The sequence below is a fragment of the Enhygromyxa salina genome, from assembly GCF_002994615.1.
Lineage (GTDB): Bacteria > Myxococcota_A > Polyangia > Nannocystales > Nannocystaceae > Plesiocystis > Plesiocystis salina_A.
Map to the genome: position 1 here is coordinate 61,390 of NZ_PVNK01000242.1, position 18,846 is coordinate 80,235.

Annotated in this window: 15 protein-coding genes and 1 pseudogene; 6 read left to right on the forward strand and 10 right to left on the reverse strand. The window is 68.3% G+C overall.

Annotation, left to right across the window (positions count from 1 at the left end):
• The first annotated feature begins 153 nt into the window (after window positions 1–153).
• Both ENSA5_RS27955 and ENSA5_RS27960 read left to right on the forward strand, forming a co-directional pair.
• Window positions 154–1,482, forward strand: a complete 1,329-nt coding sequence (locus tag ENSA5_RS27955; protein ID WP_106394770.1) for an RCC1 domain-containing protein — start codon at window positions 154–156, stop codon at window positions 1,480–1,482.
• Window positions 1,483–1,736: 254 nt separating this feature from the next.
• Window positions 1,737–3,086 carry an RCC1 domain-containing protein gene (locus ENSA5_RS27960; protein ID WP_181198221.1) on the forward strand — a complete coding sequence of 450 codons (1,350 nt, stop codon included), beginning with the start codon at window positions 1,737–1,739 and terminating at the stop codon, window positions 3,084–3,086.
• A 147-nt stretch (window positions 3,087–3,233) separates the two neighbouring features.
• Here the strand turns inward: ENSA5_RS27960 and ENSA5_RS27965 are convergent, their stop codons facing one another.
• The 7 genes from ENSA5_RS27965 to ENSA5_RS27995 all read right to left on the reverse strand — a co-directional run bounded on the left by ENSA5_RS27965 (window position 3,234) and on the right by ENSA5_RS27995 (window position 10,293).
• On the reverse strand, window positions 3,234–4,007 hold the full coding sequence (locus ENSA5_RS27965) for a DUF1295 domain-containing protein (protein WP_106394804.1): 774 nt from the start codon (window positions 4,005–4,007) through the stop codon (window positions 3,234–3,236).
• Between the two features lie 73 nt (window positions 4,008–4,080).
• Window positions 4,081–5,586 (reverse strand): M20 family peptidase, encoded by a 1,506-nt coding sequence (locus ENSA5_RS27970; RefSeq protein WP_106394772.1) that lies wholly within the window; start codon window positions 5,584–5,586, stop codon window positions 4,081–4,083.
• A gap of 175 nt (window positions 5,587–5,761) precedes the next feature.
• Window positions 5,762–6,454 carry a hypothetical protein gene (locus ENSA5_RS27975; protein ID WP_106394773.1) on the reverse strand — a complete coding sequence of 231 codons (693 nt, stop codon included), beginning with the start codon at window positions 6,452–6,454 and terminating at the stop codon, window positions 5,762–5,764.
• 233 nt (window positions 6,455–6,687) lie between these two features.
• Complete coding sequence (locus ENSA5_RS27980) at window positions 6,688–7,398, reverse strand: helix-turn-helix domain-containing protein (RefSeq protein WP_146156191.1); 711 nt, start codon at window positions 7,396–7,398, stop codon at window positions 6,688–6,690.
• A complete protein-coding gene (locus ENSA5_RS27985) occupies window positions 7,395–7,919 on the reverse strand; it encodes a hypothetical protein (RefSeq protein ID WP_146156192.1) in 525 nt (174 codons plus the stop codon). Before ENSA5_RS27985 ends, ENSA5_RS27980 begins: the two co-directional genes overlap by 4 nt.
• A complete protein-coding gene (locus ENSA5_RS27990) occupies window positions 7,919–8,743 on the reverse strand; it encodes a hypothetical protein (protein ID WP_106394776.1) in 825 nt (274 codons plus the stop codon). The genes ENSA5_RS27985 and ENSA5_RS27990 overlap by 1 nt, the downstream gene beginning before the upstream one ends.
• Entirely contained in the window at window positions 8,719–10,293 is a 1,575-nt protein-coding gene (locus ENSA5_RS27995; RefSeq protein ID WP_181198222.1) for a serine/threonine protein kinase, read from the reverse strand. The genes ENSA5_RS27990 and ENSA5_RS27995 overlap by 25 nt, the downstream gene beginning before the upstream one ends.
• Window positions 10,294–10,441: 148 nt before the next feature.
• Between ENSA5_RS27995 and murJ the strand changes: the two genes are divergently transcribed.
• Together murJ and ENSA5_RS28005 are read left to right on the forward strand one after the other, a co-directional pair.
• A complete protein-coding gene (gene murJ, locus ENSA5_RS28000) occupies window positions 10,442–11,995 on the forward strand; it encodes a murein biosynthesis integral membrane protein MurJ (RefSeq protein WP_181198223.1) in 1,554 nt (517 codons plus the stop codon).
• A 200-nt stretch (window positions 11,996–12,195) separates the two neighbouring features.
• Entirely contained in the window at window positions 12,196–12,759 is a 564-nt protein-coding gene (locus ENSA5_RS28005; RefSeq protein WP_146156193.1) for a hypothetical protein, read from the forward strand.
• Between the two features lie 375 nt (window positions 12,760–13,134).
• Here ENSA5_RS28005 and ENSA5_RS28010 read toward each other — a convergent pair whose 3' ends face one another.
• From ENSA5_RS28010 to ENSA5_RS39405, 3 genes and pseudogenes are all read right to left on the reverse strand, one after another.
• Window positions 13,135–13,677 carry a hypothetical protein gene (locus ENSA5_RS28010; RefSeq protein ID WP_106394780.1) on the reverse strand — a complete coding sequence of 181 codons (543 nt, stop codon included), beginning with the start codon at window positions 13,675–13,677 and terminating at the stop codon, window positions 13,135–13,137.
• Between the two features lie 507 nt (window positions 13,678–14,184).
• On the reverse strand, window positions 14,185–15,174 hold the full coding sequence (locus ENSA5_RS28015; RefSeq protein ID WP_106394781.1) for a hypothetical protein: 990 nt from the start codon (window positions 15,172–15,174) through the stop codon (window positions 14,185–14,187).
• 456 nt (window positions 15,175–15,630) lie between these two features.
• Window positions 15,631–15,714: pseudogene (locus ENSA5_RS39405) on the reverse strand (50S ribosomal protein L17); the annotation flags it as partial.
• 991 nt (window positions 15,715–16,705) lie between these two features.
• Here ENSA5_RS39405 and ENSA5_RS28025 point away from each other — a divergent pair.
• Both ENSA5_RS28025 and ENSA5_RS28030 read left to right on the forward strand, forming a co-directional pair.
• Entirely contained in the window at window positions 16,706–17,335 is a 630-nt protein-coding gene (locus tag ENSA5_RS28025) for a hypothetical protein (RefSeq protein ID WP_106394782.1), read from the forward strand.
• Complete coding sequence (locus ENSA5_RS28030; RefSeq protein ID WP_146156194.1) at window positions 17,332–18,840, forward strand: TIM44-like domain-containing protein; 1,509 nt, start codon at window positions 17,332–17,334, stop codon at window positions 18,838–18,840. The genes ENSA5_RS28025 and ENSA5_RS28030 overlap by 4 nt, the downstream gene beginning before the upstream one ends.
• Window positions 18,841–18,846 lie beyond the last annotated feature (6 nt).

The window sequence follows — 18,846 nt, forward strand, 5'->3', positions numbered from 1 at the left end:
ATGCGCATCTTGGCAGCCTCGTTGCTCGCCCTGGGGAGTTGCGAACGGGTGGATAGGTCATCGCGCAGCGGCACCGCGCCAACCGAGGAACCGCAGCCCTCCGCCCATAATCCCGTCCCGGCCCCCGCGTCGGGAGCGACCCTCGAGGGGGTCGTGGCGATCGACGCCCACCCCAACGGCGAGTTCGCCTGCGCCCTCGTCGATGACGGTCAGGTGTATTGCTGGGGCGGACTGGCGGAGGCATATCGCTGCGACGTACTTCAGCCCGGCCCACACCCGCGTCGCGTCCTGGGGCTGTTTGATGCGACACAGATCGCTGTGGACGAGGAGCGCGCGTATGCTCGCCGCGCCAACGGAGAGATCGTGTCCTGGGGCCGCGGCGCTTTCGCCCGTGGCTACTTCAGGTCCGCCGCAGACGGAGAGATCGAGATCGAGCGAGCGGTGCATCACGACCTAGCGAGGCGATGGGACAACCACTGTTTCGCCGACTGCAGCAACACAGCGGTGTCCACCCGGGTGTGCACGAGCGATCTCTACAGCCCGCTTTGCTTTGCGACGGACGCAGGCGTGGCCTGCGACCGCTCCAGGGAGTTTCTGGGCCCGCGGGCACCGAAGCTAAAGGTTCTGCGCCACCCCCTTACATGGAACAAGGATGGACAGGGGATGGCCCTGCAGGTACGGGCGGTCGAAAACAACTGCATCCTCACCACGAAAGGCGAGGTCCGATGCAATGCGTTTTCCGACGATGGCGTCGAGCCGCAACTCATCGAATTACCAGGCCACGCGACCGACCTTTCGTTCACAATGGGGGACGCAGGCTACCGCTACGTCGCCACGCTCGACGACGGACGTATCTTCCGCTGGGACATCGGCGAGCGCCAAACCAAGCCCGAACTCATCGCTACAATCGCCGGAGTCAAAGCCGTCGAGTTTGTCCGCGCAACGGGTTGGGGTGACATCTGCGCCCTCGATGCGAAAGGCCAAGTCTGGTGCTGGTTCGATGCTTCCCCCGACGACTGGGTGCCTACGACGTGCCGCACAAGCCGCGACGGCCCGGCGCTCGTGCCCGGGCTGCCGCGAACCACCCAACTCATGGGAGCCTGGAATCTAGCCTGTGCTCTGGGCGTCGACCAGCGCGTACGGTGCTGGGGCATCGCGTTCGGGCTCGGTACCCTTGGCCCCTCCGACACGGACCGTTCGAGCGCGAACTTCATCTGCGACCCGATCTTAGTTAGCTCGCCACAACCCGGCCAGGACCAAGCGCCGCCCAACCCAAACGACGCCGCGCCGACCTGCGCCAAGCTCTCATCGGCGACGGAATTCGTGCCGTGGGACCAGGGAGCCTTCCTCGAGTATGAGCCAGATGAGCCAGAAGATCCGGACCTGGGGGCTGCCGCAGAACCGGGTCCTCGTCTCGGCCGCGGCAAGGTACGCATGCGAGCTTGCCCGGGCACGGGGCCCCTGTACCCGCTTGACCTGTAATCCCCCCACCTCGAGCCGCCCCCCGAATAGGCCCTTTACTCAGGTCGCCAACAACTTGCGCTAACGTTCATCGTGGAGGAAAACACACCGTGACCCGCTGGATGCGCATCTTGGCCGCCTCGTCGCTCGCCCTGGGGAGTTGCGAACGGGTGGATAGGTCCTCGCGCAGCGGCGCCGCGCCAACCGAGGAGCCGCAGCCCCCCGCCCATCATCCCGTCCCGGCCCCCGCGTCGGGAGCGACCCTCGAGGGGGTCGTGGCGATCGACGCCCACCCCAGGGGCGAGTTCGCCTGCGCCCTCGTCGATGACGGTCAGGTGTATTGCTGGGGCGGACTGGCGGAGGCATACCGCTGCGACGTAATTCAGCCCGGCCCGCACCCGCGTCGCGTCCTGGGGCTCTCTGATGCGACACAGATCGCTGTGGACGAGGAGCGCGCGTATGCTCGCCGCGCCAACGGAGAGATCGTGTCCTGGGGCCGCGGCGCTTTCGCCCGTGGTTACTTCAGGTCCGCCGCAGACGGAGAGTTCGAGATCGAGCGAGCGGTGCATCACGACCTAGCGAGGCGATGGGACAACCACTGTTTCGCCGACTGCAGCAACACAGCGGTGTCCACCCGGGTGTGCACGAGCGATCTCTACAGCCCGCTTTGCTTTGCGACGGACGCAGGCGTGGCCTGCGACCGCTCCTGGGAGTTTCTGGGCCCGTGGGAAACGAAGCGAAAGGTTCTCCGCCACCCCCTTACATGGAACACGGATGGACAGGGGATGGCCCTGCAAGTACGGGAGGTCGAAAACAACTGCATCCTCACCACGAACGGCGAGGTGCGATGCAATGCGTTTTCCGTCGATGGCGTCGAGCCGCAGCCCATCGAATTACCAGGCCACGCGACCGACCTTTCGTTCACAACGGGGGACGCAGGCTACCGCTACGTCGCCACGCTCGACGACGGACGTATCTTCCGCTGGGACATCGGCTGGCACCAAACCAAGCCGGAGCTCATCGCTACAATCGCTGGAGTCAAAGCCGTCGAGTTTGTCCGCGCGACGGGTTGGGGAGACATCTGCGCCCTCGATGCGAAAGGCCAAGTCTGGTGCTGGTTCGATGCTTCCCCCGACGACTGGGTGCCTACGACGTGCCGCACAAGCCGCGACGGCCCGGCGCTCGTGCCCGGGCTGCCGCGAACCACCCAACTCATGGGAGCCTGGAATCTAGCCTGTGCTCTGGGCGTCGACCAGCGCGTACGGTGCTGGGGCATCGCGTTCGGGCTCGGAACCCTTGGCCCCTCCGACACGGACCGTTCGAGCGCGAACTTCATCTGCGACCCCATCTTAGTTAGCTCGCCACAACCCGGCCAGGACCAAGCGCCACCCAACCCAAACGACGCCGCGCCGACCTGCGCCAAGCTCTCATCGGCGACGGAATTCGTGCCGTGGGACCAGGGGGCCTTCGTCGAGTATGAGCCAGAAGATCCGGACCTGCGGACTGCCGCAGAGCCGGATCCTCGTCCCGGCCGCGACAAGGTACGCATGCTAGCTTGCCCGGGCACGGGCCCCCTGTACCCGCTCGAGCCGGAATCCCCCCACGTCGAGCCGCCCCCCGAATAGGAGTTGTCGTGTGCGGGGCGAAGGTCGAAAGTGGCAACTGCACGTGCACGACAGACAAGCCCGAAGGACCCCCGCGCGGCTCGACGGCCACGTCGCGTTTCGCAAGGCCAAGGTCGGCGAGCGACTCGTGCCGCGAGGGGCCAACGCTCAGCGCCGCGGCCACCACAAGATGAGCTTCGAGGTCGAGCGCTGATAGTCGGCGTAGCTCGGGTACTTGCGCAGCGACAGCGCCTCGGTGAAGGCCGTCGAGCCCTGGAACAGCGCGACCAGGATCACCGGGCCAGCGAAGATCACCGCCCAGTCCCGGGCGCCCGCGGCGAGGGCGAAGAGCGCGACAACCCACCACATCCCCTGCTCGGCGAAGAAGTTCGGGTGGCGCGAGTAGCGAAACAGGCCGCTCGTGAGGAAGGGCTGCGCGGGCTCGCCACGCTCGAGGGCGGCGCGCTTGTCGGTCTGGAAGCGCCACTGCTGCTGGTCGGCGACGGTCTCGACGCCGAGCAAGACCACGAACGCGAACGCGAGCGCGGCGTCGATCCAGCCCAGCGGCGTCGTCTGCCTCGCGGCCGCCCAGGCCGGCAAGCTCAGCAGCAACAACAGCGCGTTTTGGAACCCGGCGATGAACACGAAATTGAACACCTGGAAGGCCGTCGGGCTCATGGCCTCGCGCAGGGCCGCCCAGCGGTAGTCCTCACCTCCGGGCGCGTAGCCGCCCTTGCGCGCGTAGTTGAAGGTCAGCCGCGCGCCCCAGGCCAGGACCAGCGCGGCGATCAGCACGAGCCGCGGCGTCCACCCGCTCGCCCACGCGAAGTAGCCGACGTAGGCGACCGGCGCGATCGACCAGACCCGGTCGACCCACGAATACTCGCGGGTCACGACCGAGAGCAGCCAGCAGCTCGCGGCCACGGCGGCGCAAGCGAGCATCGCGTTCGAGAGGATCGGATCCAGCACGGGCGCAGCATGCCGCAGGCCCGGGCGCGGTGTCACCCCTCGCGGGTCAGCCGGGGTTCACGGGCGCCTGCATCACGCGACCGTAGAACTGGATCATCCCGGCGAAGTCCTCGAGCGAGAGCCGCTCGTCGACGCCGTGGTAGCGCGCGACGTCGTCCTTGGTGATGAAGAAGGCCGAGAGTCGGTAGATCTGCGCGGCCACGTCCTCGTAGTGACGGGCGTCGGTCGCGGCGACGAACAGGCCGGGCGCGACGACGACCTCGCTGTGGACCTCTCGCAGCGCCCGGGCGACCGTCGAGAAGGCCGGGGCGTCGGCGTCGGAGATCCGCGGGACCTCGTTGCCGACGACCAGCGAGACCTCGACGCGAGGATCGTCGACGGCCGCCTTCACGTGGGCGAGGACCTCGTCGACGGTGTCGCCCGCGTTGATCCGGTGGTTGACGAGCGCGCGGGCGGTGCTCGGCAGCACGTTGGCCTTGACCCCGCCCTCGATGACCGTGACCGCGGTCGTGGTCCGGACCCCTCCCGCGGTGCTCGGGCTCGCGAGCAGGGCCCGCTTCACGATCGGCCGCAGCAACCACAAGTTGGTGTGCACGAGCTTCATCGGCCAGCCGAGCTCGGGTCCGATCGCCTCGAGGGTCTGACGAAAGGGACCGCCGAGCGAGGCCGGCATCTGCGAGGCCTCGACCCGCGCGACGGCGGCCGCGAGGATCCCGATCGCGGTCTCGTTCGGCGGCGACGACGAGTGCCCGCCCTCGGTCTCGACCCGCAGCTCGATCGTCGCCGAGCCCTTCTCGCCGAGCGCGAGCAGGGCCACGGGCCGCTCGATGCCCGGGATGATCCCGACGGTGATCCCGGCGCCCTCGTCGAGCAAGAACTCGGCCTCGACACCGCGCTCGTGCAGGCGAGCCGCGATCGCTACGGCGCCGTGGCCGAGCAACTCCTCGTCGTGGCCGAAGCACAGGTAGACGGTTCGCGGCGGCACGATCCCGGCCTCGAGCATGGCCTCGGCGGCCTCGAGCATCGCGAACAGCGACCCCTTGTCGTCCATCGTCCCGCGGCCCCAGAGGTAGCCCTCGGCCTCCTCGGCGGCGAAGGGCGGGTGCGACCAGGCCTCGGGATCCACGACCGGGACCACGTCCATGTGGGCGGTGAGGATGATCGGAGCGGCTTCGGGGTCGGCGCCCTGCCAGCGATACATGAGGCTGTAGTCGGCGACGCGCTCGCGCTCGAGCTCGGCGTGGACGCGGGGGAAGGCGCGCTCGAGCAGGGCGTGGAGGTCTTCGAAGGCTTCACCGTCGAACGCGGCGGAGTCTTGGGTTGAGATTGTGCGTAGCTTGATCGCCTCGCGCAGGTGCTCGACGGCCTGAGCCTCGTCGATCGCAAGGGGTTCGAAGGTGCCGGGCTCGACCTGGTGAGACTCGCTCGACAGGGTGTTGATGAGCAAGATGGCGATCAGCAGGGCGAACGAGGCGAGCAACCCGAACAAGGCCCGGCGCGCGCGGGCTCGCCATGTACGGAGGGCGGGATCTGGTTGGCTGGCGCTCGGCATCGGGGTCGGGCGAGCCTAGCAGCCCGTAGTGCAATGCCTCGCGCCGCCTCGCTTGGCCTTTTCGCCGAGGGCTTTGTCGCCAAAACTTGCAGTACGCCCGCTAAATCAAGCGCGCCCCCGTGAGCCGTAGCTCACGGGGGCGCGAAAGGGCCAAAGAGCCCCTCAACTCATGCGCCTACCCGGAGACGCAGGTGTCGACGCCCTCGGCGGTGCAGTTGCTGTCCTGATCGCAGTAGCACGCCCCGCTGTCGACATCGCAGATGCCGTAGCCCCCGCAGTCAGCGTCGCTCTCACACCCGGGCGCGTCCTCGACGGCACAGTACATGGTCCCGTCGTCGGCCTCGCCGGAGCAGGTGGCCCCGGGCTGCAGCATGCAGTCTGCGTCGGTGGCGCAGGGCTCGAAGCAAGTCGGCTGGTCGGCGATCGGGTGGCACTCCTGGCCGGGCAGCAGCCCGCCCAAGGTGCAGTCATCGTCGCTCGCGCAGCCGCCGAACTCACACACCCCCTGGTCACCGCAGAACCAGTTGTCGGGGTAGCTGTCGCCAGGACAGTCGAGCGAGCCCATCGGACAGCAGTCCGCGTCGGCCTCGCAGCCCATCGCGCAGTAGCCCGAGTCGCCGTCGCCCGTGTCGCCGTCGCCCGTGTCGCCGTCGCCGGTGTCGCCGTCGCCCGTGTCGCCGTCGCCCGTGTCGCCGTCGCCCGGGTCCCCGTCGCCGTCTCCAGTGTCGCCGTCGCCCGGGTCCCCGTCGCCGTCGCCGGTCTCGGTCAGGCTCTCACCGGCTTCTTCGACGCTCCCGTCGTCGCCGCAACCGGACAGCGCGAAGGGAAGGGACAGGGACAGGATGAATAGAGAGGTAAGTTTTTGCATGTTGTGGTTGCCTTTCGTCGCGTGCCCGTCTTCGGGGCCGCACCTACAAGCTACGCAGCGACGCCCGATCAAGCGAACCGCAGGGCGCCAACAAAATCAACAAACGAGCTCAAAAAGACCGCCAGAGGTCGATCTGAGGCCGTTTAGCCGGCGCACACGTGCCCCCCCCAGACCCGACTTACATCGAAATGGGGGAGCCCATCACCCGCTCTTCCCCCGAAATGGGGGACAACTCAACCATCGAGCTCGGCGACGCAGACCTGCCAAAGCTGCTTGGCCGAGGCGAGGTTCAGCTTGGCGAGGATCGCCTTGACGTGGCTGCGCACCGTCTCCGCGGATAGCCCGTGCACCGCGGCGACGCTGTTGTAGTCGCGGCCAAGGAGCAAATCCGGGACCAGGCGGGCCTCAGCCGGGGTTAGCTGGCCCTGGGCGACCACCATCCTCGCCATGCGATCCAAGAAGCCAGGGGCGGAACCGCGCTGCTCGTCGCCCGAGGAGTCCGTCGCCATCAGGACCTTGAGCCACGAGTCGTGGCGCTCGCCGACGGTCTCGGGGTTGAGCCAGCGCCGCATCTCGGCGCTGCGCTTCTTGGCCGACTCGACCGCGGCCTCGAAGCCCTCGGTCGAGAAGGGCTTACGGAGCAGGCGATGGACGCCGAGGCTCAGGGCCAGCGGCGCGGCGGCCTCGAGCTCGTCGCCTCCGGCCAGCACCATCGCGCACGGCAGCGGCGGGACTCGCAGCTGGCCGAGCAGCGCGAGCCCCTGACCGTCTCTGAGCTGCGCGTCGACCACGGCAGCGGAAAAATCGCGGGTCGGATCGCGCAGGAGCTGGCGCGCGGCGGCCAGCGTGGCGACCTCGACGGGGATGAGCTCGAGCCGCGGGCACAAGCGCGCGATCATGCGCCGCTCGGGCGGCGCGTCGATGACCAGGAGTATTCGTGTCATAGGCCGCACTTGTTGGTGACGAGGTTGCAGTTGGTGTTGCAGCACTCCCCCGGCTCGCAGACCTGGCCATCCATGAGGCAGCACTGCGAGGTGTCGACCACGCACTGACCGACCACGCACACGAGGGTCCCGCTCGGCAGCCCGAAGGGGTCGGCGCAGCTCAGCTCACCGAAGTCCATGCCGTCGCAGTCTTCACCGGGCTCCTTGACGCCGTTGCCACACTCGGGGGTGAGCCCAGTCTCGGTCGCAACGGTCTCGCCGCCAGACTCGGCGTGAGTCTCGGTCGCGCCGTCGCCCGGATCGGATCCGGATCCTGCGGGTCGGCAGTCCGCGGTGATCTCGGCCACAGCCTCGACGCAGCCGTCGTGCTCGGGCTCGCACAAGCTGCAGTAGGGCCGCGCGGAATCGCGCTCGACGCAGGTCGCGTCGCCGTCGCGGCGGCCGCAGTGATCCTCGTTGGGGATCCGACAGGCAAGCTGCGAGACCGCCAACGCGAGCAAGATCAATCCGGCGCGCCTCATCAACGAAAGCTCCAACTCACGACCCCGCCGACGTGGCCGGGCGCGCCGTAGGGCGCCACCGACCACTGGGCCTGACGCCGCTTGCGGACCGCGACCGCGGTCAGGACCGCGCCCGTGACCGCGAGCGCGGCTGCCCCGGCGAGCAGCGTGTAGCCGACGGGGCGCGTGGTGATCAGAAATAGGGGGTCGTCTTGGTCGACCTTCGGCTCGGGAACGATGAGCGCGACCGCCGTAGCGAGGGAGCCCGCCCCGAGCGCGAGCAGGGTGACCCCGCCAGCGAGCAGCCCAAGGTGACCGCGCGGAGCTGGGGTGAGCTCGGTCGGCGGGTCCACGGGCTCGAGTGGCCTGGGATCTTCGCCCAGGCTCTCGATCGGGTCTCGCTCATCCGAGCTGTCCGCGTGCGCGCGCAGGGCCGCGATGACCGGCTCGAGCTCGGTCTCGACCCGGGCGACGAGCTCGGTCTCGGTGCACAGCGAGCACGCGATCTCGGCGGGCTCGTCGAGGGCCGAGCCGTCGGCGGCGCGCAGCTCGAAGATCACCACGTACCCAGGCTCGTCACCTTCGACCTCGCGGACAGCGATCTCGAGCGTCGCGTCGTAGCGATCACCGGGCAAGACCTTGGCGTGGCGCAGCACGATGTTGGCGCGCTCGTCGATCCGACGGTGGAGCACCTCGCCGCCGGCCCCCGCTTGGCTGGTGTCGATCTCGAGCCGGGCCTCGACGGGCTCCGGCTCGGGTGTCGGAGCCGCGACGGCCGCCCCGGCCCCGATCTGGATCGCCGCTGCGACCGCAAACGCGATCAGCCGGCGAGGCGCTTGCTGCACAGGGTGACCCACTTCTTCACCTCAGTGTCGTTGACGTGCTTCCCTGCGCGCAAGCAGTCGTCAAAGCGACCCAACTCCATGTAGGCCTGGGTCTCGAGCTTCTTGCGCTCACGCGCATGTGCCCAGCACTCTCGCTGCTGCGCCGCGTCGAGGACAGCGGGCCAGTCATGGGCCTGGCGGCTGTCGAGCCCGCGCTCGCGGACGGCCTTGCAGCGGGGCGTCTCGTGCTCTCGCGCCCGGGGCTTCGCGGGGCTGTCGGCCTCGGGTGCGTGGGTCGCGGGCGTGGCACCAGGCTCGATGCTCGGGGCCTGCGGCGGGGGCCGGTCCTCGCTCGGCGTCGGCTCGTCCGCGCTCGGCTCGTCCCTCCCCTGCTCGCCCGCGGCCGCCTCGTCCGCAGCCGGCTCTTCTGGGAGCCGCCGAGGGTCCGCCTCGGCCTCGACGAGCTCGGCGTTCCGGCCTCGCTGTCCAACCATGAGCAGCCCAATCGAGAGCGCAGCGCTCAGTGCGAGACCCGCTCCCAACCAAAGCAGGGGCTCGCTCGCCCACCCGCGCGTCTGGCCTGCGACGCGTACGGCCGCCCCCTCGTCGGCCGAGATCCCGCGCATCTCGGCGTAGGAGCGCGTGAGCCGAGACGGCCGCGGCGGGGGCGTGCTCGGGTCGGCCACGAGCGTGGTCGTGGGCGCTGGCGCGGACTCGAGCGCAGCGAGGATCGGCTCGAGCCGGTCGAGGAACAGCTCGCACGAGGCCGGGCGCCGGCTCGGATCGATCTCGAGGCAATCGGCGATCAGCTGGTCGAGCGCAGCCGGGACCTCCGGCCGAAATTCGACGATCCGCGGCGCGGGCAGGTGGCCCTTGAGGGCCATCAGCTTGAGCGGGTTCTCGTCGGCGATCGGCAGCCGCTTGGTCAGCAGCTCGAAGAGCATGACCCCGAGGGCGTAGATGTCGAAGCGCACCGTCGGCTCGGCGCCGTCGACCTGCTCCGGGGCCATGTACTCCGGGGTCCCGAGCGCCATCCCGGCGACGGTCGAGCGCTTGCGCGTGATCACGCCCGCGGCGATGCCAAAGTCGAGGACCTTGACGACCTCGCCCTCGGGCAGCACCTGGACCATCACGTTCTCGAGCTTGAGGTCGCGGTGGATCACCCCGCGCGCGTGGGCGGCCCGGACACCGAAGGCCGCGTCGCGGATCAGTCGGCAGGCGCGGGTCAGCGCGAGCGGATGCTCGGCCCACAGCAGCTTGTAGAGCGTCGGGCCCTCGATGAACTCCATGACCGAGTAGAGCCGCTGGTCGGGCAGCTCGCCGACGTCGAACACCTGAATGATGTTGGGGTGCCCCGCCGCCGACGCAGCCCGCGCTTCGGCCTCGAAGCGGTCGCGGACCGACGCCTTGTTCGACCACGCCCGGGTCAGGACCTTGAGCGCCACGGGCCGGCCCACGCGCACGTGCTCGGCGGCATACACGATGCCCATCGCACCCCGCCCCACGACCTCTCCAACGCGGTAGCGATCCGCGATCAACCGGCCAGGGAGTAAGCGCTCGGAGTCGGGCACCGGGGTCGACAACGATAGCGCACCCGAATCGGCCCTCCTGCGCGGGCCAGCAAGGCCGGCCAGGTCCCCTCGCGCCAGGCCCGCGATCTGGAGAGGCGGACATCGCTTTTTTGGGCTCCGCGGGCCCTTCCCGCATGCTCCTGACCACGTGTCCACGCGCGTCGGCATCGCCTCGCTGATCTGGGCGAGCACCATCTTGCTCTCCCGGGTCGTCGGCCTGGTCCGCGAGGCGGTGCTCGGCCGGACCCTCGGCGCCGGAGCCGAGGCCGACGTCTACCACGCAGCCTTCATCATCCCCGACTGGCTCAACTACCTCCTGGCCGGCGGCGCGCTGTCGATCGTGTTCATCCCGATCTTCGGCGCGTACCTGGCCCGCGACGAGGAGGAGCGCGGGTGGGAGGCCTTCAGCGTGATCGCCAATTTCCTCGTCGTGCTGATGCTGGTCGTGATGACCGGGCTGTGGGTTGCGATGCCCGCGATCGTCGACGTGGTGTTCCCGAAGTTCGACGCGAGCCAGCGCGCCGAGCTCGTCGCGCTGACCCGCATCGTGCTGCCCGCGCAGCTCTTTCACGTCCTCGGTGGCCTGCTGTCGGCGAGCTTGCAGGCCCGCGACCGCCACGCCCTGCCCGCGATCGCCCCGCTGCTCTACACGGGCAGCATCGTCGCGGGCGGGTTGATCGGCGGGCAGGAGGCGGGCGCCTACGGCTTCGCGTGGGGCGTGCTGGTCGGCAGCGTGCTCGGGCCCTTCGGCCTCCCGCTGCTCGGCTGCCTCCGCTCGGGCCTGCGCTGGATGCCGCGGCTGTCGTTGCGCCACGAGGATCTGCGCACCTACCTGTGGCGCTCGCTGCCGATCATGCTGGCCTTCTCGGTCGTCGCGGTCGACGAGTGGATCTTCAAGGTCCTGGCCCAGGGCATGGACGAGGGCTCGGTCGCGATCACCCAGTACGCCCGCAACCTGATGAAGGTCCCGATCGGCGTGTTCGGGCTCGCGATCGGCGCGGCGACCTTCCCAACGCTGACGCGCCTCGTCGCCAACGACGATCGCGCGGCCGCCCACGCGACGCTCAGCCAGGCCGTGCAGCGGATCTTGATCCTGGCCCTCGGCGCGCAGGTGGTCTTGACCTGCGCGGGGCCCGAGATCTCGCGCGTCATCTACGGCGGCCGGATCACCGACCTCCAGCACGAGACCCTGGGCCTGACCCTCGCGGTCATGTGCCTCGGGCTGTGGGCCTGGGCGATCCAGTCGATGCTCGCCCGGGGCTTCTACGCGATGGGCAAGACCTGGCTGCCGAGCCTGCTCGGGACCGGCGTCGTGCTCGGCTGCCTGCCGCTCTACATTGCCCTTGGCCGCGAGGCGGCGACGGTCGGGCTCGCGGCCGCGGGCGCGGTCGCGATCACGATCTACGTGGTCGTGCTCGCGATCTTGCTGCGTCGTGAATTTGCCGGGCGAAGCTCGGGCTACGGCGCGTTCGCGGCCCGGGCGATCCCAGCGCTCGCGCTCGGGATCCTCACCGGGCACCACGTCGGTCAGGCGCTCGACCTCGCCGCGCTGCTCGGGCTCGACGGGGTCCTCGCGGCCCTCGCTCAGGGCGCGCTGCAAGGCGGCGTCGGGGGCTGCGTGTATCTGATCGTGGCGGTGATCCTGCGCGTGCCCGGGCTCGCGGAGCTCGCGAAGATCGCGAAGCGACGGCGCAAGACCTGAGCGCGCACCTCACCCAGGTGTAGGGAATGACACTGGCTCGACAGCCTGGACCCTTTGGCCGGTCGCAGCCCGAAATTCGGTCTTTTGGCCAGCTGTGGGGCATTTTGCGACGGATCTCAGCGCAATTTATCTTTCAAGAACAACACGAATTGGTCTCTGGGCCAATGTTCAGTCAGCTGAGTTCATGATCTAATCCCTTCATGGATGGCCGACACGGGAACGACCGCACTCCCCTGCACCCCAGCGCGCGCAGCTCGGCGCGGATGGGCCTTGGCCAGGTCGACGTCATCGCCCCGGGGCTGATCCACTGTCGCCTCGCTGGCCACGTCAAGGCCGAGCACATCCAGCCGGTCCTCGACGCGGGCGACGAGCAGATCGCCGCGGGCTTCCGGGTCCTGCTCGTCATCGACGCCGACGACGTCCACGCGTGGAAGAGCGAGGTCCGTCAGATCTTCCAGGCCTGGCTGGTCGACAACGCCAGCTGCGTCGAGAAGGCCTGGGTCATCTACCGCTCGCCGATCATCAAGATGGGCCTGCGGCTGATGAACGCACAGACCGACGGGCTCGTGATCGGCTTCGACGATCCCGAGGCCTTCGACGAGGCCGTCGACGCCGCGACCCGCCGAGCGCGAGCCGGGCACTCGAAGCTGTCCAACAACGACTCCTGCGAGGCTCAGCTGCGCGTGGATAGTCAGGCCCACGCGGGGCTCCGGCGCCTCCTCGGTGACCGCGGCCTCGAGCAAATCGGCGTACGGGCGAGCTGACCTTCGCGCCCAAGTTCCGGGTCTCGCGCCCGTGCTAGCGTGAGCGCGTGGCCCATGATGATTGGATCGACGAGCACGCCCACAGGTCCGCGCGACGGCTTCGCGCGACGCTCCTCCGTTAGCTCGGGCTCGCGTCGCCGCTGCTGGTCCTCGCGGTCGGCTGCTCGCCGACGCCCGCCGACAACGACGGCGGCGGCGTGACGACCAAGCCCGGCGAGGGCGGCGACGAGCCGAGCACCACCGCCGAGGGCTCGGGTGTCCGACACCGCAGCTACGCGCTCGCTGGCGGCGCGTCGGCCTGCGCGAGCTCGTTGGGCCTTGCGCGGCGCGGCTGCTCGCGCGCACCGAGGATGGCGCGCGCGCCGACGCCTGACCCTACTGGGCCGGCGGCGCGGCCGGATCTGCGCCCTCGGCTGGCGCGCTGAACTTCTCGATGCACGCGGCGAGGATGTCGGGCAGGTCCTTCTTGTACTCACCCGGCGCGTTGTTCATCGCGTTGGCCTGGCACGCCGCGATGTCGATGCTCTGGGCCTTGACGCAGCCTGCCTTGAGCATGCCCATCTGCGTGCCCTTGGCCTCTTCCCAGCGCTTGAGGCCCTCGCCGTCGTAGTGCTTCTTCATGAACTCGTCCTGCGCAGTGGCGACGCCGTCGCAGGCGGCCTCGAGATCCTTGGGCATCTCCTCAGGCAAGGTTGCGAGCGCCTTGATCGCGTTGGCCTTGTCTTCGAGGGCCTTGGCCTCAGCCGCGCGGTCGGCCCGCTTCTTGGCCAGCCGCGCTTCGAGCTCCTTGTCAGCCTCGGACTTTTCTTCAGCGGCCTTGTCGTCCCTCTTCTCTTCTTTTTTGTCGCACGCCGGGAGTAGCGCGCAGAGCAGGAAGGAGGACAGGAGCAGCTTCGAGGTTCGCTTGAGGTTCTGCATCGATCTGCCTGGAGCATGCCACGATCGCCCCCTGCGCGTCTGCGCTCGCCCGCTTGCTCGCCCTCAGCGCTTGAGCCCCGCTGGGGCATCCGGACGCGCTGGGGCATCCGCGCGCGAGGCATCCGGACGGGGAGTCTTTGCGCATCCGGGACGGCGGGGGCATCCGGACGGGGAGTCTTTGCGGGGCATCCGGACGGGGAGTCTTTGCGAGCGCCGGACAAAAACCAGTCATCTCGAGACCCGGGTTGCTCGTCCGACGCTCCTCAAGCCACAGATCCCGGGGGCATCCGGACGGGGAGTCTTTGCGAGCGCCGGACAAAAACCAGTCATCTCGAGACCCGGGTTGCTCGTCCGACGCTCCTCAAGCCACAAGTACACGCCCACTTTCGATGATCGAAGCTCGACAATCGTGTTGTTTCGCCCCTCAAGCTGGGTCTCAGCGCCGCCGAACCAATACACCCCGGCAGGATAGCTCACGCGACCCCGCCATCTCTCTATTTCCACCCGCTACGGCGCCTGCGCGATCACATCAACACCCGCGAAGCGCCGCATCCAGTAAGTCCCCGCTGGAAACACCGCCGGCTCACCCGCGAGCAGAGCCGCCCGCGCCGCCGCGTAGTCACGCTCCCACTCCCGGTCCCGCGCCACCTCGTTCAAGACCAGCCTCAGGCACGAGGCCGCGTGCTTCGGTGTGATCGTGAACCGCTCCTCGAAGCTCTGCGGCGCACGATTCCAACGCTGCCGGGCGAGCTTGCGCTGCCCCATGAATCGACGCCCGACCTTGCGCATGTATCGATGAACCTCGAGCTCGCGCTCACGCACCGCGTCCATCAACTTGTCGTAGAACGCGTCGTCATCGAGCTTCGAGAAGATCGCTGGCCGAACCAGGGTCAGTGAGACCTCCTCGGGCATGTCGCCGTCCTCGTCGAAGATCCCATCCGGCCGCTTGAAGGTCCGGGTCTCGCCGAAGCGCCAGCCGATCGTGGTGAAGCTCGGCCAGTCGCGCGACCACTTCACGAGCCCGGCCTCGACCGGGTTGGTCAGCGTGTAGACGAGGTCCATCAGCGACTCGTCGTCGGTCGGCCGCTGCGTGTCGCATGGGGCGTCGCCGCTCCAAACGCTGTCAGTGCGTCCGAGCTGGGCGTTGCGACCCCGGGCGACGAGACTGTGCAGGAGCTGCTTGAAGGGCACGAGGTTGGCGTCGGGGTCCGTGAGGTCGGTGTGGTGGTGATTGGACATCCACAGGCTCGAGTGGACCTGGATGCCGTAGCGCGTCGCCGCGTAGGCGAGGCAGTAGCCGAGGAAGTTGGTGAGCTCGGCAGGCTTGTATCCTGGAGAGAAGAGGAACAGCCGGCCGATGCAGCGCCTGGTGATCTTGTAGCGGCCACCGCGATAGATCGGCCGAGCGCGAACACGCAGGTGGTCGCGGGCGAGGCCGCGGGCTCGGTTTTTCGCCCGACGGGCGGCGCTGGCTTGCTTCTGGGCGGAGGTGGCCACGCAGGGTTCTCGGCCCGCGGCGCCTGGTGTTGCAGGAATTCTGAGAGCGCGTGCATTGCGCCCCGGCGCAGCCTGGGCCGAGTAGTCTGAGCATCAAAAAAGGGACTCCGAGTTCGGTTCAAAAAGTGATCCGAAGATCAAAATGGGGACTCCGAGTCCGGTTCTCCTTCTTCGTGGACTCCGAGTCCGGTTCTCCCCAAAGTGATCCGAAGATCAAAATGGGAACTCCAAGTCAGGTTCTCCTCCTCAAAAGTGATCCGAAGATCAAAATGGGGACTCCGAGTCAGGTTCTCCCACTCCCACTTAAAAAGTGATCCGAAGATCAAAATGGGGACTCCAAGTCAGGTTCTCCCCAAGTCAGGTTCTCCGTGAGTCCTCTCCGGTTCTCCGAGTCAGGTTCTCCGGTTCTCCAGCTCGGTTCTCGAGTCAGCGCCTCGCAGCCTTCTTCTTCGCAGCCTTCTTCTTCGTCCCCTTCTTCTTCGCGGCCTTCTTCTTCGCAGCCTTCTTCTTCGCCGCCTTCTTCGCCGCCTTCTTCGTCGCCGCCTTCTTCGAAGCCTTCTTCGCAGCCGTCTTCTTCGCAGCCGTCTTCTTCGTCGCCGGCTTCTTCTTCGCCTGCTTCTTCTTCGCCTGCTTCTTCTTCGCCTGCTTCTTCGCAGCCGTCTTCTTCTTCGCCTGCTTCTTCTTCGCCTGCTTCTTCTTCGTCGCCTTCTTCGCAGCCGTCTTCTTCGCAGCCGTCTTCTTCGTCGCCTTCCTCTTCGTCCTCTTCTTCTTCGCCGCCTTCTTCTTCGCAGCCTTCGTCGACGGCCGCTTGTAACCAGAGAGCTTCTCCGCGGGCGAGTTTCGAACTAGTCGTGGCATGTCCCCTCCTTCGTATGCGCACCTGAGCGCGCGACATGTTCCTTCGTCGTAAAATCTACTGCGGCCACCGACCAGCGGCCAGACGCGACGAGTTCCCAGCCCCTCGAGGCCCGAGCACTGCCAGCCTGCGCGGGGCGTTGATAGGGTTGATCGTGGGGGGCTGATCACCGTCACCGCCTGACCCCGCGCCCCCCTTCGCTTCGCCTCGTCCCCGCCGAGGTCGAACGCTCGCCTACGCTGTCGATACCCACCGCCGAGCCGCTGAGCGACGCTACAAGCAACCTGACGTCGATTTTTCTGTGAGCCGCGACTGCCCGCGGCATGGAGAGGCATTGCCTCATCCATCCCAGCGCAGCTCACGAACCAGAGCCACGGGCGCGGTGACGACATGAAGCAAGAGTCAGATACGCCAGCAATCCGTGCGCTCGAGCACCTCGGCCTCCCCCCACACTTTGCGAGGCAACTCGAGCTTCACGCAGGACCCCGAGCGCGCCCCGGCTGGGTCGCGCTCGTCGGCGCCCAGGGCCGCGCTGGCGTTGATTGGCTGCGTGTTGATGGCGATCGCCCTGACCTACCCGCCCTTCTTGCGCCCGTGCCCTTCCTCGGCGGCTGAAGTCGGCGGCTGAAGTCGGTGGCTTGACGCAGCTTCAGCACGCGCGGGACGCTGGAGCCCGTGAAATTCCTCAGCGAGCATGGCGAGCGGCAGCTCGCGGCCGCGATCGAGACCGTCGAGACCCGCAGCCGCGCCGAGCTCGTGGTCGTGGTCCGGCCGATCGTCGGCAATTATTTGGGCAGCGATCTGATCGTCGCCAGCGTCATCGCACTCTCGGTCCTGGCCTTCCAGCTCTACTCACCGTGGGTGTTCAACCTCCACTGGCTGCTGATCCACCCGCCGCTCGCGGGCGCGGCCACCGTCGGGTTGCTGCGCGCCGTCCCCGGCCTCCGCGCGATGTTCGTGAGCGAGGCCCGCAAGCGCAGCGAGACCCAGACCGCCGCCGCAGCTTGTTTCCAGACCAAGGGCGTTCGCTACACCCGCGAGCGAACCGGGCTGCTGGTGTTCGTCTCTTTGTTCGAACAGCAGATCAGGGTGCTCGCCGACAGCGGCATCAGCGAGACGATCCCCGCCGACGAGTGGCGCGAGGCCGTGGCCCCGATCACCGCGGTGCTCCACGACGAAGGCGACGCCGCGACCCTCGCCGAGCGCCTCACGACCCTCGCTGACACCCTCGAGCGCTGGTGCGAAGCGCGAGAAGACGACATCGACGAGCTGCCCAACGCGATCGATCTGGGGGCCAAATCATGAGCAGCTGGCGACGAAGGCTCGGCCCGCAGATGCTGGTCTGGATCGTGCTCATGGGCGCCGGGTTGCTCGCGGCCGAGCTCGCCGAGGCCCGGCCCGGCGGCGGGCAGAGCTACTCCGGCAGCAGCTACTCCGGCAGCAGCTACTCCGGCTACTCGGGCAGCGGCTACTCCGGCTACTCGAGCGGCAGCTACTCCGGTGGCGGCGGCGGCGGTGAGCTCGGCGGGTGCGGCCTCGCCGGCGTCCTGTTGCTGATGTTCATCGGCACGGCGAGCAACGTCCTCAAGTTCGTGGCCAAGACCCGCGACACCTGGGACAGCCACACGACCGACTTCACGCCCCCACCACCCCCGCGGGCGCGCGCGATCGACTGGCAGCCGCTGTTGGCCCGCGATCCGCACTTCTCCTCGGTGGTATTCGAAGACTTCGCCTACCAGCTCTACGCCCGGGTTCACGAGGCTCGGGGCGACGCCGAGGCCATGGCCTCGCTCGCGCCCTATGTCGTCCCGGGCGTCCGCGAGACCCTGGCCAGGCGCGAGCCTGTCGGCGCCAAGATCTCCAACGTGGTCATCGGCAGCATGCAGGTCACCGCGCTCGAGCTCGGCGGGCTCCAGACCGTGGTCACGATCCGCTTCGAGTCGAACCTCAGCGCCGCGGGATCGCTGCACTACGTGGTCGAGCAGTGGCGGCTCAGTCGCGGGAGCAAGGTGACCAGCAAGCCCCCGGACCAGGCCCTCGCCCTGAAGTGCCCAAACTGCGGCGCGCCTTTCGAGTCGACCGACGATCAACGCTGCGACTACTGCGGGGAGGTCGTGAGCAACGGGCGCTTCGACTGGCACCTCATCGGCACCCGGCTGCTGACCGACGAGCGCCGGCCGCCGGCCCTCGGCGGCTACGCGCCCGAGCTCGGCACCGAGCGCCCGACCCTGGTCTCGCCCCGCTTTGCTCGGGCGTGGTCGTCACTGGTCCACGACGATCCCAGGGTCGAGCGCGGCGCGCTCCAGGCTCGAATCGAGCGGATCTACGACCATCTCAACACCGCGTGGGCCGCCCGCGACCTGACCCTCGCGCGCCCCTACCTGTCCGACGGCATCCACGACTACCTGCGCTATTGGATCGAGGCCTACGAGCGCCAGAAGCTGATCAACTGCCTCGAAGACATGCGGATCGAGACCGTGGAGTTCGTCAAGCTGACCCGCGACGAGTGGTACGACGCATTGACCGTGCGCATCTTTGCGTCGGGGCTCGACTACACGATCCGCGCGCACGATAAAACGCTCGTCGGCGGATCGCCGACCAAGAGGCGGCGCTACAGCGAGTACTGGACGGTCATCCGCGGAGCTGGAGTACGCGGCGAGGCCCGCGACGACAGCGGCTGCCCCAACTGCGGCGCGCCGCTGACCGTCAACATGGCCGGGAACTGCGAGCGCTGCGCTGCGCACCTGACCCGCGGTGAGTTCGACTGGGTCTTGTCACGCATCGAACAAGACGAGAGCTACCTCGGCTGAGCTCAG

Bases quoted from the DNA above. Each gene is read 5' to 3' on its own strand.
- ENSA5_RS27980 (WP_146156191.1), bottom strand. From the start codon at position 7,398: ATGACACGAATACTCCTGGTCATCGACGCGCCGCCCGAGCGGCGCATG.
- ENSA5_RS28005 (WP_146156193.1), top strand. From the start codon at position 12,196: ATGGATGGCCGACACGGGAACGACCGCACTCCCCTGCACCCCAGCGCG.
- ENSA5_RS27975 (WP_106394773.1), bottom strand. From the start codon at position 6,454: ATGCAAAAACTTACCTCTCTATTCATCCTGTCCCTGTCCCTTCCCTTC.
- ENSA5_RS28010 (WP_106394780.1), bottom strand. From the start codon at position 13,677: ATGCAGAACCTCAAGCGAACCTCGAAGCTGCTCCTGTCCTCCTTCCTG.
- ENSA5_RS27965 (WP_106394804.1), bottom strand. From the start codon at position 4,007: ATGCTCGCTTGCGCCGCCGTGGCCGCGAGCTGCTGGCTGCTCTCGGTC.
- ENSA5_RS27985 (WP_146156192.1), bottom strand. From the start codon at position 7,919: ATGAGGCGCGCCGGATTGATCTTGCTCGCGTTGGCGGTCTCGCAGCTT.
- ENSA5_RS28030 (WP_146156194.1), top strand. From the start codon at position 17,332: ATGAGCAGCTGGCGACGAAGGCTCGGCCCGCAGATGCTGGTCTGGATC.
- ENSA5_RS27970 (WP_106394772.1), bottom strand. From the start codon at position 5,586: ATGCCGAGCGCCAGCCAACCAGATCCCGCCCTCCGTACATGGCGAGCC.